General features: G+C 59.7%; 11 protein-coding genes. 7 read left to right on the top strand and 4 right to left on the bottom strand.

The features are described 5' to 3' along the window. Positions 1-199: 199 nt before the first annotated feature. Both ACMGF7_RS13955 and ACMGF7_RS13950 read left to right on the top strand, forming a co-directional pair. On the top strand, positions 200-1,654 hold the full coding sequence (locus tag ACMGF7_RS13955) for an SIR2 family protein (protein ID WP_164095073.1): 1,455 nt from the start codon (positions 200-202) through the stop codon (positions 1,652-1,654). Beyond that, the gene (locus tag ACMGF7_RS13950) at positions 1,651-2,142 is read left to right on the top strand and encodes a TIR domain-containing protein (RefSeq protein ID WP_049239877.1); all 492 of its coding nucleotides are present in this window, start codon (positions 1,651-1,653) and stop codon (positions 2,140-2,142) included. The genes ACMGF7_RS13955 and ACMGF7_RS13950 overlap by 4 nt, the downstream gene beginning before the upstream one ends. A gap of 65 nt (positions 2,143-2,207) precedes the next feature. Here the strand turns inward: ACMGF7_RS13950 and pstB are convergent, their stop codons facing one another. Genes pstB through ACMGF7_RS13935 form a run of 3 tightly spaced genes read right to left on the bottom strand, consistent with a single transcriptional unit; the run spans position 2,208 to position 6,863 of the window. Further along, positions 2,208-3,020: a phosphate ABC transporter ATP-binding protein PstB gene (pstB, locus tag ACMGF7_RS13945; RefSeq protein ID WP_004941613.1), complete on the bottom strand. Its 813-nt coding sequence runs from the start codon at positions 3,018-3,020 to the stop codon at positions 2,208-2,210. Positions 3,021-3,048: 28 nt separating this feature from the next. Next, complete coding sequence (gene pstA, locus ACMGF7_RS13940; protein ID WP_273875489.1) at positions 3,049-4,698, bottom strand: phosphate ABC transporter permease PstA; 1,650 nt, start codon at positions 4,696-4,698, stop codon at positions 3,049-3,051. Then, positions 4,695-6,863, bottom strand: a complete 2,169-nt coding sequence (locus ACMGF7_RS13935) for an ABC transporter permease subunit (protein ID WP_420286483.1) — start codon at positions 6,861-6,863, stop codon at positions 4,695-4,697. Before ACMGF7_RS13935 ends, pstA begins: the two co-directional genes overlap by 4 nt. 396 nt (positions 6,864-7,259) lie before the next feature. Here ACMGF7_RS13935 and ppk1 point away from each other — a divergent pair, with 396 nt between their 5' ends. The 5 genes from ppk1 (at position 7,260) to ACMGF7_RS13910 (ending at position 13,417) form a co-directional block, all read left to right on the top strand. Further along, entirely contained in the window at positions 7,260-9,323 is a 2,064-nt protein-coding gene (gene ppk1, locus ACMGF7_RS13930) for a polyphosphate kinase 1 (protein ID WP_420286482.1), read from the top strand. Between the two features lie 10 nt (positions 9,324-9,333). After that, a complete protein-coding gene (gene ppx / locus ACMGF7_RS13925) occupies positions 9,334-10,884 on the top strand; it encodes an exopolyphosphatase (RefSeq protein ID WP_033632396.1) in 1,551 nt (516 codons plus the stop codon). Between the two features lie 181 nt (positions 10,885-11,065). Beyond that, positions 11,066-11,248: a YfgG family protein gene (locus tag ACMGF7_RS13920; RefSeq protein ID WP_004941600.1), complete on the top strand. Its 183-nt coding sequence runs from the start codon at positions 11,066-11,068 to the stop codon at positions 11,246-11,248. Positions 11,249-11,351: 103 nt separating this feature from the next. Next, positions 11,352-12,785 carry a magnesium transporter gene (gene mgtE / locus ACMGF7_RS13915; RefSeq protein WP_015378729.1) on the top strand — a complete coding sequence of 478 codons (1,434 nt, stop codon included), beginning with the start codon at positions 11,352-11,354 and terminating at the stop codon, positions 12,783-12,785. 278 nt (positions 12,786-13,063) lie between these two features. Next, on the top strand, positions 13,064-13,417 hold the full coding sequence (locus ACMGF7_RS13910) for a DNA-binding protein (RefSeq protein WP_004941591.1): 354 nt from the start codon (positions 13,064-13,066) through the stop codon (positions 13,415-13,417). Positions 13,418-13,425: 8 nt separating this feature from the next. Here the strand turns inward: ACMGF7_RS13910 and alkA are convergent, their stop codons facing one another. Next, the gene (alkA, locus tag ACMGF7_RS13905) at positions 13,426-14,916 is read right to left on the bottom strand and encodes a DNA-3-methyladenine glycosylase 2 (RefSeq protein WP_021504426.1); all 1,491 of its coding nucleotides are present in this window, start codon (positions 14,914-14,916) and stop codon (positions 13,426-13,428) included. Positions 14,917-14,995 lie beyond the last annotated feature (79 nt).

Below are 14,995 nucleotides of genomic sequence, written 5' to 3'. Positions count from 1 at the left end.
ATTAAAATTAAAAAAACGAATAATAAAAACAAATAAATTCAATATAAAAATAACACACTCAATATCGACAAAAACAAACAAGAAGAGTTTACAAAGTTAATTCACCCTTTTATCTTTGTAGTTCTATTTTAATAATTAATGCATAAAAAACATAGTTATTAGTTAACCAATAAAGAAAAACAATATCGGGAATAACCTCATGTTTAACCGTGATATAGAACTGTTTATTCGTGATTACGTTAATGATATTAAGGCTGGCAGCGCTGCGCTGTTTGCCGGCGCCGGGCTGTCCATCCCCGCCGGTTTCGTCAGCTGGAAAGAGCTTATCGGCGATATCGCTTATGAACTGGAGCTGGATATCGAAAAAGAGAGCGATCTTATTTCCCTGGCGCAGTATCACCTCAATGAAAAAGGCAACAGACATAAGATAAATCAAAAAATCATTACAGAGTTCGCTGAACAGGCGGAAGAAACAGAAAACCACCGGATTATCGCCAGATTACCGATAGCGTCACTTTGGACCACCAACTACGACGACCTGATTGAAAAAACCTATGCCCGTTATAATCGCGTCTGCGACGTTAAAACCACACCGGAAAGCCTGACCAACAACATTCACAAACGTGATGTTGTCTTATATAAAATGCATGGTGACTATAGAAATCCCAACCAGGCGATTATCACCCGCGAACAATACGAGACTTACTCCCGCACACACCTTCCCTTTATCAACATGCTGATGGCGGAACTGACCGCTAAAACGTTTCTGTTTATCGGTTTCAGCTTCGAAGATCCCAATCTGCAGTATGTGTTGAGCCGCCTCTATGCACAGTATGCCGAAGGGAAAAGAAATCACTACTGCATTATGCGGCGCGTCCAGCTCGGCGATAACGGTAGCGAGGATCAGGCGTCCTGTGACTACAACAGCCGTAAACAAAGCTTGATGATCAACGATCTGCGCCGTTACGGCATTCAAACGCTGCTGGTGGATGACTATCGGCAAATCACCGACCTGCTGTATGCCATCGAAACGCAGTTTAAGAAAAGCACGGTGTTTATCTCCGGCAGCGCCGACAACTACCATCCTTATGCCCGTGAAGAGTCCATCCAGTTCATACATCGTCTGGCGCGCCTGCTTATCCGCAAACAGTACCGCATCGTCAACGGCTTCGGCTGGGGCGTAGGCACGGCGGTGATCAACGGCGCCTTGGAAGCCATTTACGACAGCCAGGGAAAAATCAGCGAAAGCCAGCTGGTGCTGCGCCCTTTCCCCCAATTCGCCAGCGGCGGCATAGCGCTGCCAGAGCTTTGGCACGAATACCGTCAGAACATGATTTCGCTCAGCGGCATCGCGATCTTTTTGTTCGGCAACAAACGTAACGCCGAGGACGAATACGTGCTGGCCGACGGTTTATTGAAAGAGTTCCAGATCGCCACGGAACAAGGCTGCGTCTGCATTCCTATCGGTTGTACCGGCAGCGCATCCGCCGAGATCTACCGGAAAATCAAGGAGGAAATGAAAGAAACCCTCTACCACCGCCACCCCGCCGCCATGAATCTGCTGGATCAGCTTAACGAACCGGGCAGCCTGGCGGAGAAGAAAAAATGCCTGTTGGCACTAATCGATATCATTGCTAAGGATAACCCCCGATGACCAGAAAATGCTTTTACAGTTTCCATTATGAGCCGGACAACTGGCGCGCCTCTCAGGTACGCGAAATGGGCACGCTGGAAGGTAACCGGCCAGCCACGGATAACGATTGGGAGGAAGTGAAAAAAGGCGGCGATAAAGCCATTGCCGATTGGATCAAAAGCCAGTTGGACAATCGCAGTTGCGCCGTGATTCTCGCCGGTAAAGATACCGCTAATCGCAAATGGATTAATTTCGAAATCTGCGAGGCCTGGAAAAAAGGCATGGGCGTGCTGGTGGTGTATATACACAATTTGAAAGACAGCGCCGGCGACCAAACCACGAAAGGTAAAAACCCGTTGGATTACATTAAGCTGGGTGACGCAAAGCTTTCCACAATCGCCAAAGCCTACGATCCGCCTTATTCGACCAGCACCAATGTCTATAACCATATAAAAGACAATTTGGCTGAGTGGGTAGAAGAAGCGATCCGCATTCGCAAAAATTACTGACGCCCCTGATAGACAAAAGGCTGCACGGTTGTGCAGCCTTTCGTTTGTTCATAGCCCAAACGGCCTCACCCATACCGCCCGGTAATATAGTCTTCGGTGCGGCGCTGGCGCGGCGAGGTAAAAATCGCGTCGGTGTCGTTGTATTCCACCAGCCGCCCCTGATGAATAAAGGCGGTGTAGTCGGAGACGCGCGCCGCCTGCTGCATATTGTGCGTCACCAGCACCACGCTATAGCGCTGCTTGAGTGCGGAAATCAGCTCTTCGATGGTCAGCGTGGAGATCGGATCCAGCGCCGAGGTCGGCTCGTCGAGCAGCAACACCTCCGGCTCGATGGCGATGGCGCGCGCGATCACCAGGCGCTGCTGCTGGCCGCTGGACAAGCGGAACGCGTTTTCGCGCAGCCGATCTTTTACCTCATGCCACAGCGCGGCGGCGCGCAGCGAACGCTCCACCGCCTCATCCAGCAAACGCCGGTCGCGCACGCCCTGCAGCCGCAGGCCGTACACCACGTTTTCATAGATCGATTTCGGGAACGGGTTCGGCCGCTGGAACACCATGCCCACCCGCCGCCGCAGCGCCGCCACGTCGATCTGCGCGCCGGAGATCGCCGCGCCGTTCAGCTGCAGTTCGCCCTCGATGCGGCAGTTGTCCACCAGATCGTTCATGCGGTTGAAACAGCGCAGCAGCGTCGATTTACCGCAGCCCGAGGGGCCGATCAAAGCCGTCACCCGGTGCTTCGGGATACGCAGCGAAATATCGTGCAGCACCTGTTTGTCGCCATAAAACAGGTTCAGGCCGTTGACCGCCAGCGCGGTCTGTTCATCGTCGAGATGCTGGACATCCAGCCGGGGCAAACTGCCTGGCGTCATCAAACCCATTACGCACTCCCCAAAAATAGCGTCATTGTTACTGCGACCATGCTCGGTACCGCTCCCTCAACGAATGGCGGATACCCATCGCCGCCAGATTCAAACTCACCACGATCGTCACCAGCAGGAAGGCGGTGGCGAACACCAGCGGCCGCGCCGCCTCTACGCTCGGGCTCTGGAATGCCATATCGTAGATCTGGAAGCTCAAATGCATGAACTTCCGCTCCAGGTGCAGATACGGGAAAATCTCGTCCACCGGCAGCACCGGCACCGATTTCACGACCCCCACCAACATCAGCGGCGCGGTCTCCCCGGCGGCGCGCGCCACCGCCAGGATCAGGCCGGTCATCATCGCCGGCGCCGCCATTGGCAGCACGATGCGCCACAGCGTCTCGGCCCGGCTGGCGCCCAGCGCCATCGAGCCCTGCCGCAGCGAGGTGGGAATGCGCGACAGCCCTTCCTCGGTAGCGACGATCACCACCGGCAACGTCAGCAGCGCCAGCGTCAGCGCCGCCCACAGCACGCCGGGCGTGCCGAAGGTCGGGTTGGGCAAGGATTCAGGATAGAACAGCTGATCGAGCGCGCCGCCAATCATGTAAACAAAGAAGCCGAGGCCAAAAACACCGTAGACGATCGAAGGCACCCCGGCCAGGTTGACCACCGCGATGCGGATCACCCGCGTCAGCAGATTGTTGCCGGCATACTCGTGCAGATATACCGCCGCGATCACGCCAAACGGCATCACCACGATCGACATCAGGATCACCATCAACACCGTGCCGAAAATGGCCGGGAACACCCCGCCTTCGGTATTCGCTTCGCGCGGGCTGTCGGTGAGGAACTTCTTCACCTGCTCGCCCCAGTGTGCCAGCTTCTCGGAGGTGCTCATGGCGTTCGGGTACCAGGCATCGCGCACCTGGCTGAGCGGAATGGTCAACGTCTGCCCGTGCATGTCGCGCAGCAGTAACGCATCGCGCTGGCGATCGCGGTTCAGCCCCGCCAGACGTTCGGACAACAGCTGATACTGCCGCTGCAGCTCCAGCCGCTCGGCCTTGATGGCGTCCTGTGCGCGGGCGTCCAGCTTATCGTCGCGCTGCAGGCGTTTTTCCCGCAGCCGCAGCGCGTCAAACTGCTGATTGATGCGCGCCATGTCGCGGAATTGAATGTCGTGCGCCTGGCGCGAGAGCGCGGCGATTTGCGGCAGCCTTTGCTGCAACGCCTGCCCCAGATGGCGGCCGGTCAGCGGTTGCCCGTCTTCCAGCAGCCCCGCCAGATAGCCGTAGGCGGTGCCGTGGCTGTCGCGTTCCAACACCAACAGGCTGCGCGGCGTGCTTTGGCTGCGGATATCGCTGGCCAGCAAGGTGCGGAAATCCTGCCCCTCGCGCTCGCGGTTGCCGACTTTGATCAGGTAACGCTCGACGTTCTGCGCCTCGCCCGGCGGCGTAACGCCCGCCTCGGCCAGCTGGCGCCGGGAAATGCTTTGCTGCTGATACAACTCGCCAATCACCGTCACCGGTCCGGCGCCGTTCTGATTCAGTTCGAACTGATAAACCGGACTCGGCCAGAAATAGCGCATCCCCTGTCCGGCCAGCAGCAACAGAATGCCGATCAGCGCCAGCAGGCTGACGGCCACCGAACCGGCGGTCAGCCATATCCACGGCGACCCGCTCTTCACCCAGTTCTTCATGGCGCCTCCTGATTCGGCGTGTAGCGCTTGCGCAGCCGCAGGCGCACCGCCTCCGCCAGCGTGTTGAACACGAAGGTGAAGACAAACAGCACCAGCGCGGTCAGGAACAGCACGCGGTAATGGCTGCTGCCGGAGACCGCCTCCGGCATTTCAATGGCGATGTTGGCCGCCAGCGCGCGCAGCCCCTGGAACAGGCTGCCGTCGATAATCGGCGTGTTGCCGGTGGCCATCAGCACGATCATGGTTTCCCCCACCGCGCGGCCAAAGCCGATCATCAGCGCGGAGAAAATGCCGGCGCTGGCGGATGGCAGCACCACCTTGATCACCGTCTGCCACTGGGTAGCGCCCAGCGCCAAAGAACCCTGGCTCAAGGTGGCCGGCACGCTGAACAGTGCGTCCTCCGCCAGCGAGAAGATGATCGGCACCAGCGCGAAACCCATCGCCACACCCACCACCAGCGCATTGCGCTGGTCATAATTATCCCCCAGCCAGAAATGCAGCGGCTCACCGAACAACGCCACCTCCAGCCGCGGCCCCAGGTTGAGCGCCAGCCACACCGTCAACGCCAGCAGCGGCAGCAGCAGCAGATCGACGCCCGGCCGGCAGCGCGGCATCAGGCGATGGGTCAACGCGCCGCACAGCAGCACCGCCGCCGCCAGCAGCAGCGGCAACGCCAGCACCGCCAACAGATACTGCTCGATGATCGGCGCCAGCCAAATGCCGGCCACCAGCCCGATCACCACCGTCGGCAGCGCGCCCATCACTTCGATAGCCGGTTTGATCACCCGCCGCAGCCCCGGCGTCATAAAGTAAGCGGTATAGATGGCGCCGGCCAAGGCCAGCGGGATGGCGAACAGCATCGCGTAAGCCGCCGCCTTAAAGGTGCCGAAGATCACCGGCATCAGGCTGAATTTGGGTTGGTAACTGTCTTCGCCGGAGGTGGACTGCCAGACATAGGCCGGCTGCGGGTAGTTCTCATACCACACCTTGCCCCACAACGAACGCCAGGTGACGTCCGGATACGGGTTGTCGAGCGCATAGCGTTGCCAGCCCTGCGCGCTCTCCAGCAGCAGGCCATCGCCGCGCGGCGCGAACGCCATCTGCCGCACCTCGGCGCCCAAACGGGTATTCAGTAGCGGCTGCGGTTGAATGGCGGAGAACAGCGAGAAGCCGCCATCGGGCCGCAGGGTGGCGAACACCCGGCGGTAAGGCTCAGCCACCGTCAGCTCCTGCCCGTCGGCGCCGTGGTCGAAATGCTGCACCGGCGTCAGGCGCCAGCGCCGATCTTTTTCCACCTCGAACCACTCGCGCAGATTGCCGTCGGCGCCCTTGATCAGCAGCGCGCTGCCGCCGGGCAGCGCCGTCATCTGATACGGGGCGTGTTCGCCCAAGATGCGCGTTTCGCGCAGCTGCAGCTGTGCGCCGTCGATCTGGTAACGCGCCAGTCGGTTGCCGGTCAGCAGATAAAGCTGGCGGCCATCCGGCGTCAGCACCAGTTGCTCCCCGTCGTGCTCCAGCGGCCGCTCGCTGAACTGTGGCGGCCGGTCGGGGCTGAAGCGGCCGAACACCAGCCGCCGATCGTCGGTCACTCCGGCCAGCAGATACTGCCCGCGATGCGCATCCGCCAGCGACAGCAGCTTCAGCGGCTTGCGCTGTGGATCCAGCGCCAATGGCTGCTGCCCGAGCGGGAACTGCCACTGCGGCCGGCCGTTTTCCGCCGTGGCGAAATCCGCGCGCGCCACCACCAACCGGCCGTCGGCCTGCGCCAACGCGAACAGATCGCGCTCGCCGGCGGCCTGCGCGAGCAGCGTCGGTTTGGCCAACAGCGTCTGCTGCGCCAGCGGCGTCTGGGCCTGGCCGCTCGGCGCCGGCGTCAGACGATAAAATTGCCCCGCGCCCTGCGCGTCGATGCGATAACCGACGCGCTGCTGCACGTCCATGCCCAGCGCCAGCGCCGGGGCCGATACCGTGAACGGCAGCGGCTGCGCCTGGCCGAGCGAGGCGGGTTTGAACAACGGCAGCACCGCGAACAGCAGATAAACGAAGATCAGCATCAACGTCATCAGCACCATCAGCCCGCTGGCGGTCACTGCCGCCTGCACGCCGCGGTCGATGCGCCCGCGCATGCGATCTCGGGGATGTTGATTGGCCGTCGTCTGTGTCATGTGTCTCGCTGTCGCTGATGTAATCGGGCTTGCGCCGTAAGATAACCGGGCATCTTATGTCAGTTTTATGACGTTTGCATGACAAAGTTACCCGCCATAACTCAGGTTTTTTACACTGCCATCAGACAATATGAATTTGATATATTGCTGAAAAATGACCATAAACACGCTTTATAACGCCAAGAATAAGCCTGCTAACCGTCATTTCATGCTGATCATTTCACTGCCGGGCATCCCGCCGCGGGGAAAATTTATTGCCGCCGAAAAACGCCGCGCGCCAACGCAATGGATATGTTGGACTTTCCTGTCAATCTCTCGCAATAATGATGAAGGACACTAGAGCGGCATCCGGGCGCTGCGTCCCGGATCCTATTCTAAATTTGAACTGGAGTGGCAATGGGTCAGGAAAAGCTCTACATCGAAAAAGAACTAAGCTGGTTATCCTTTAATGAGCGCGTGTTGCAGGAAGCCGCAGATAAGAGCAATCCCCTGATTGAACGTATGCGTTTTCTGGGCATTTACTCCAACAACCTCGACGAGTTCTATAAAGTCCGCTTCGCCGATCTCAAACGGCGCATCCTGATCAGCGAAGAGCAAGGTTCCGCCGGTTCCTCACGCCATCTGCTGAAAAAGATCCAGGCCAAGGTGCTGAAAACCGATCAGGAGTTCGACGGTCTGTACAACGATCTGCTGCTGGAAATGGCGCGCAACCAGATCTTCCTGATCAACGAACGCCAGGTGTCCGAGAACCAGCAAATCTGGCTGCGACAATATTTCAAACAGCACCTGCGCCAGCACATCACGCCGATCCTGATCAACCACGACACCAACCTGGTGCAGTTCCTGAAAGACGATTACACCTATCTGGCGGTGGAGATCATCCGCGGCGCGCGCATCGACTATGCGCTGCTGGAAATCCCGTCCGACAAGGTGCCACGCTTCGTCAATCTGCCGCCGGAAGCGCCGCGCCGCCGCAAGCCGATGATCCTGCTCGACAACATTCTGCGTTACTGCCTGGACGATATTTTCAAGGGCTTCTTCGATTACGACGCGCTCAACGCCTATTCGATGAAGATGACCCGCGACGCAGAGTACGATCTGGTGACCGAAATGGAATCCAGCCTGCTGGAACTGATGTCTTCCAGCCTGAAACAACGCCTGACCGCCGAGCCGGTGCGCTTCGTTTATCAGCGCGACATGCCGAATGAAATGGTGGAACTGCTGCGCGGCAAGCTGGGCATCTCCAACTACGATTCGGTGATCGCCGGCGGCCGCTACCACAATTTCAAAGATTTCATCAGTTTCCCGAACGTCGGCAAGGCCAATCTGGTCAACAAGCCGCTGCCGCGCCTGCGCCACATCTGGTTCGACGGTTTCCGCAACGGCTTCGACGCCATTCGCGAAAAGGACGTGCTGCTCTACTACCCGTATCACACCTTCGAACACGTGCTGGAGCTGCTGCGCCAGGCGTCGTTCGATCCGAGCGTGTTGGCGATCAAAATCAACATCTACCGGGTGGCGAAAGACTCGCGCATCATCGAATCGATGATCCACGCCGCGCACAACGGCAAAAAGGTCACGGTGGTGGTCGAGCTGCAGGCGCGCTTCGACGAAGAGGCCAACATTCATTGGGCGAAGCGCCTGACCGAAGCCGGCGTGCACGTGATCTTCTCGGCGCCGGGGCTGAAAATCCACGCCAAACTGTTCCTGATTTCGCGCCGTGAAGGCGATGAAATTGTGCGCTATGCTCATATCGGCACCGGCAACTTTAACGAAAAAACCGCGCGCATCTACACCGACTATTCGCTGTTGACCGCCGACTCGCGCATCACCAACGAAGTGCGCCGGGTATTCAACTTTATCGAGAACCCCTACCGCCCGGTCACCTTCGATAACCTGATGGTGTCGCCGCAGAACTCGCGCCTGAAGTTGTATGAGCTGATCGACAACGAAATCGCCAACGCCCAGGCCGGGGAACAGGCCGGCATTATGTTGAAAATAAATAATCTGGTGGATAAAGGGCTGGTAGATCGGTTATATACCGCGTCCGGCGCCGGCGTGAAGATCCGTCTGCTGGTGCGGGGCATGTGTTCCCTGATTCCCAACCTGCCGGGGATCAGCGACAATATTCAGGTGATCAGCATCGTCGATCGCTTTTTGGAACACGATCGGGTTTACGTTTTCGACAACAAAGGTGACAAACGGGTGTATCTGTCCTCCGCCGACTGGATGACCCGCAACATAGATTACCGTATCGAAGTGGCGGTATCGCTGCTGGATCCGGTGCTGAAACAGCGCGTTCTGGACATTCTGGAGATCCTGTTCAGCGATACGGTCAAGGCCCGTTATGTGGATAAAGAACTGAGCAACCAGTACGTGCCGCGCGGCAACCGCCGCAAAGTGCGCGCCCAGGTGGCTATTTACGAGTATTTAAAAGCTCTGGAACAACCAGGACAGTAGGCCAGCAACTATGCCGCTAAAAAACACTGCAACGAACAAACCGCAGGAAATCGCCGCCATCGACCTCGGGTCGAACAGTTTCCACATGGTGATCGCCCGCGTCGTCAACGGCGCCTTACAGGTATTGGGCCGTTTAAAACAGCGGGTGCACCTCGCCGACGGATTGGACAGCAACAACGTACTCAGTGAAGAGGCGATAGAACGCGGCCTGGCCTGCCTGGCGCTGTTTGCCGAACGGCTGCAGGGCTTCCCGGCGGATAACGTCACCATCGTCGGGACCCACACCCTGCGCCAGGCGGTGAACGCCGAAGTGTTCCTCAAGCGCGCCGCCAAAGTGATCCCCTACCCGATCGAAATCATCGCCGGCCAGGAAGAAGCGCGTCTGATCTTCATGGGCGTGGAACACACCCAGCCGGAGAAAGGCCGCAAGCTGGTGATCGACATCGGCGGCGGCTCCACCGAGCTGGTGATCGGCGAAGACTTCGAGCCGCTGCTGGCGGAAAGCCGCCGCATGGGCTGCGTCAGCTTCGCCCAGCTGTTCTTCCCCGGCGGCGAGATCAGCAAAAACAACTTCCGCCGCGCGCGGCTGGCGGCGGCGCAGAAGCTGGAAACGCTGGCCTGGCAGTACCGCATTCAGGGCTGGCAGTATGCGCTGGGCGCCTCGGGCACCATCAAGGCCGCCCATGAAGTGCTGGTGGCGATGGGCGAAAAAGACGGTCTGATCACCCTGGAACGCCTGGAAATGCTCGCCGAACAGGTGCTGCAGTTCAAAAGCTTCAGCTCGCTGAGCCTGCCGGGGCTATCGGAAGATCGCCAATCGGTGTTCGTGCCGGGGCTGGCTATCCTGTGCGGCGTGTTCGATGCGCTGGCGATCCGCGATCTGCGCTTGTCCGACGGCGCGCTGCGCGAAGGCGTGCTGTATGAAATGGAAGGCCGCTTCCGCCACCAGGACATCCGCAGCCGCACCGCCAAAAGCCTGGCCGATCACTACAACATCGACCGCGAACAGGCCAAGCGGGTGCTGGAAACCACCGAACTGCTCTATTCGCAGTGGATGGCGCAAAACACCAAGCTGGTGCATCCGCAATTGGAAGCCCTGCTGAAATGGGCCGCCATGCTGCACGAAGTGGGGCTGAGCATCAACCACAGCGGCATGCATCGCCATTCGGCCTACATTCTGCAAAACTCCAACCTGCCTGGCTTCAACCAGGAACAGCAGCTGCTGTTGGCGGCGCTGGTGCGTTTCCACCGCAAGGCGATCAAGCTGGAAGAGCTGCCGCGCCTCAACCTGTTCAAAAAGAAACACTACCTGCCGCTGATCCAGCTGCTGCGTCTGAGCACCCTGCTCAACAACCAGCGCCAGTCGACCACCACGCCGGAAACGCTGCGCCTGACCACCGACGACAACCACTGGACGCTGCGCTTCCCGGCCGGCTACCTGGCGCAAAACAACCTGGTGCAACTGGACTTCGAGCGCGAGCAGGCCTACTGGAACGACGTCGTCGGCTGGAAGCTGCTGATCGACGAAGAAGGTTCGCAAGACGAACAGCGCTCCGCCTGATCCCCCGCCCCCTGCCAGCCAGGGGGTTTTTCTTTCCGCCCTCGCTCCGCCAACCTAAACGAAACCCTAATACGCCGCGCCGCTCGCCGGAAAAAAATGGACAACTTTTGTCATCAGCGCCTAAAATCCGGTTACAAATTCTCGAGCGAATAACACAGGACACCGGCATACCGGGTGATATATGCGCAAGAAAACCACCGGACAGATGACGAAGATAGTGTTGTTTATCAGCTTTATCATTTTAGTCGGCCGACTGCTGTACGCCGCCGTGGTGGCGGTGCCTCATCATCAGGAAAAAAAGCAGGCCGCTGCGCAAAACGCCGCCGAAGTCAGCGCGCCGCAACAGGACGCCTCCTCTGAATAACCGCCGCGCCCCGTCCGTTTCATAAAAATGACTCCGGCACTCGCTATGCTCTATCTTTTAATGAGCCTGCGTCAGGAACGCCGAGCGCCCGTTAAGGAACACCATGTCAGCCGCAACCCATAACGTCAAAAAAGTCGCTGAACATCGCCAGCGCATTCTCACTCTGTTGTTGAACAATAAGGAATTGGTCGACGGTATTCTCGGCCGGCCAGGGGATGAACACGCCCTCAGCCAAAGCGAACTGCTGAACCAGACGGCGGAAATTACCGGCCTGCTGGACGACATGCACGCTGCCGACCTGGCGGACCTGCTGGAAGCCTTGCCGCAGGACGAGCGCATGGCGCTGTGGCGGCTGGTGGGCAACAGCAAGCGCGGCCAGACGCTGGTGGAAGTCGCCGAACCGGTCTGGGACAGCCTGATCGAGGAGATGAGCGACAAAGACCTGCTCAAAGCGATCAAAACGCTGGACGTCGACGAACAGGCCTATCTGGCGCAATACCTGCCGCGTAACCTGATGGGCCGGCTGTTGACCTCACTGGAGCCGGAACAGCGCGCCCAGGTGCGCGAGATGAGCCAATACGCCAAAGACAGCGTCGGCTGGATGATGGATTTCGAACTGGTGACGGTGCGGCCGGACGTTACGCTCGGCGCGGTGCACCGCTTTTTGCGCATGCGCAAAACCATTCCCGACGCCACCGATAAACTGTTCGTCACCGACCGCAAAAACACCCTGCTGGGCGAGCTGCCGCTCACTGCGGTGCTGTTGAACGACCCGGAGATCCCGGTACGCGAAGTGATGGACAGCGATCCCGCCACCTTTCAGCCCGAAGACAAGGCCGATGAAGCGGCCGGCGCGTTCGAACGCTACGACCTGATCAGCGCCCCGGTGGTTGACGCCAAGGGCAAACTGATGGGCCGTTTGACCATCGAAGAGATCGTCGACGCCGTCAACGAAGAGAGCGATACCAATCTGCGCCGCATGGGCGGTTTGAGCCCGGAAGAAGACGTGTTCGCCCCGGTCAGCAAAGCGGTCAAGACCCGCTGGGCGTGGTTGGCGATCAACCTTTGCACCGCGTTCGTCGCCTCGCGAGTGATCGGCCTGTTCGAACACACCATTTCCCAACTGGTGGCGCTGGCGGCGCTGATGCCGATCGTCGCCGGCATCGGCGGCAACACCGGCAACCAGACCATCACCATGATCGTGCGCGCGCTGGCGCTGCACCAGATCGAAGTCGGCAACATCTCGCGCCTGATGCTCAGAGAGCTGGGCGTCGCCATCATCAACGGCGTGGTGTGGGGCGGCATCATGGGCGTGATCACCTGGCTGCTGTACGGCGATGCGGCGATGGGCGGCGTGATGACGCTGGCGATGCTGCTCAACCTGCTGCTGGCGGCGCTGATGGGCGTGGTGATCCCGATGACCATGCTCAAACTGGGCCGCGATCCGGCGGTCGGCTCGAGCGTGCTCATCACCGCGCTGACCGATACCGGCGGCTTTTTCATCTTCCTCGGCCTCGCCACCCTGTTCCTGCTGTAAGACGCCAAAAGCCGGCTCTGTGCCGGCCCTTTCCACCGGATAACATCGTTGAAAACGTGCCCTGATGATTCGCCAGAATAACAGAGCCGCCGCCGCCATTTGCCGCGCTCAAACCCCCCCCCGTATTCCCTCATCCGTCACATTATGTTAACCAAGACAAGATTAGTGATATAAATAACACCTGAAGCTTAAACGATTAAGTAAGATGAAGCGCCCATGCGAGTATCAGCGTATCCGTTGATTTTCCTCGACATGTGATGGCTCAGGGATAAGGGACTATGGAAAAGAAATGGTTTTCCGCCAGGGAACTGATGGGTAAGGCGGGGTTGCCTTCAACTCCGCAAGGGGTCAATTTGATGGCCCGGCGTGAAGGCTGGGTCAGCCGCCGCCGCAGCGGCGTACAGGGCAAAGCGCTGGAATACCATATCGACAGTCTGCCGTTCGGCGCGCGCAGCCTGTCGGCGTTGCGCGAAACCGACCATCCGGATTACGACGTCAAACGCCAGGATCCGATACGGGTCTGGATCGAGTATTACTACCACCTGACGCCGGCCGAGCGGGAAAAGCTGCTGGCGTTCCTGATGCGCGAGGGCATGAGCCGCCTGCTGCAGCTGATCGACACCCCTCGCTAGCTCTGCGTTCAACTCTCCCCTTCCGGCGCCCAGCCGTCGTTGTGCCACAGATGCAGCGTGGCGTAAGAACGCCACGGGCGCCAACGTTCAGCGTAGCGTTCAATCTGGCGCGGCGTCATGCCGGGAAAACGCTGTTTGATCAGGTAATCACCGGCCAGGAACACGTCCGGCCACGACCAGGCGCGCATCGCGATATAGCTGGCGGTCCAGTTGCCGATGCCCGGCAGCGCGGTCAGCGCCTCGATGCCCTGTTCGATATCCAGCACGTTATCGAGCTGCAGCCGCCCTTCGCCCAGCGCGCGGGCGATCTCGATCAGCGCCGCCGCGCGCTTCAGCTGCACCCCGAGCGGGCGCAGTTCTTCGGGCTGCAGCTGCGCCACCCGTTCTGCGGAGGGGAAGACATGGGTGATGCCCTCATGCGGCGTCGCCAGGGTTTCCCCCCAGCGTTCAGCCATCCGCCCGGCGAAGGTCGCCGCCATTTTTACGCTGACCAACTGGCCCAGCACCGCCCGCGCCGCCTGCTCGAAACTGTTCACGCAGCCCGGCAGGCGCAATCCCGGCGCATCGGCCGCCAGCGAGCCCAGCGCCTCATTGATGCGGTCCGGCGCGGCATCCAGATCAAACAGCAGGCGCACCCGGCGCAACACCTCCGTCGTCACCAGACTGAGCGCAGGCGCGATCTCTACCCGAACCCGATTGCGCGCTTCTTCCGGCTGCACGCTGACCCAGCCGCGGTGTTCCGTGCCGCCCTGGCTGACGGCGATCGAGCGCAGGTAGCGGCGTCCGTCGACCCGCTCCACGCCCTGCACGGCGCGCGCCTGCAAGAAATTCAGCATGCGCTCCCAGTCATAGGGCGGCCGATAGCCCAGGTGAAACACCAGCCCGCTGGCGGCGGCCCGTTCACCGCGCGCGCCGCCGCTGCGCAGCGCTGACGGTATCAGGCGGTAGCGCGCCTTGAACAGCTCGTTGAAACGCCGCAGGCTGCCGAATCCGGCGGCGAACGCCACCTCGCTGAGCGGCAGATCGGTATCCGCCAGCAGGCGTTTGGCCTGCAGCAGCCGGTGCGACTGCGCGTAATCGATCGGTGAGGCGCCAAACTGTTCGGCGAAGATGCGCCGCAGGTGACGATCGGAAATGCCCAGCCGCGCCGCCAGCGCTTCGCAGCTGTGTTCAGACAGATACCCCTGCTCGATGAGCTGCACTGCCACCTGCGCATAGCGGTTGCCCAAGTCGATCAGCGCCAGACCGGGCGCCAGCTCCGGCCGGCATTTGAGGCAGGGGCGAAATCCCGCCAACTCTGCCGCCGCCGCGCTCGGATAGAAGGTGCAGTTTTCCAGCTTCGGCGTACGGGCGCTGCACACCGGGCGACAATAGATACCGGTTGAAGAGACGCCGACGAAAAAACGGCCGTCGAATTTGCGGTCACGCGCGCGCAGCGCGTCGTACAACGCTTGCTGTTGAGTATTCATGGCAACGCTCGGGGTCGGTTTTTTCTGCATTATGGGGCTCGGCTGGCGTGCTGACGTGCGGAATTCGGACATTAAGTTACGCACCTTCCCACCGTCCAGATTAGCGATT

This window comes from Serratia sp. BNK-17, assembly GCF_048684935.1.
GTDB lineage: Bacteria > Pseudomonadota > Gammaproteobacteria > Enterobacterales > Enterobacteriaceae > Serratia > Serratia nematodiphila.
This window is presented reverse-complemented; position numbering and strand designations above follow the sequence as displayed.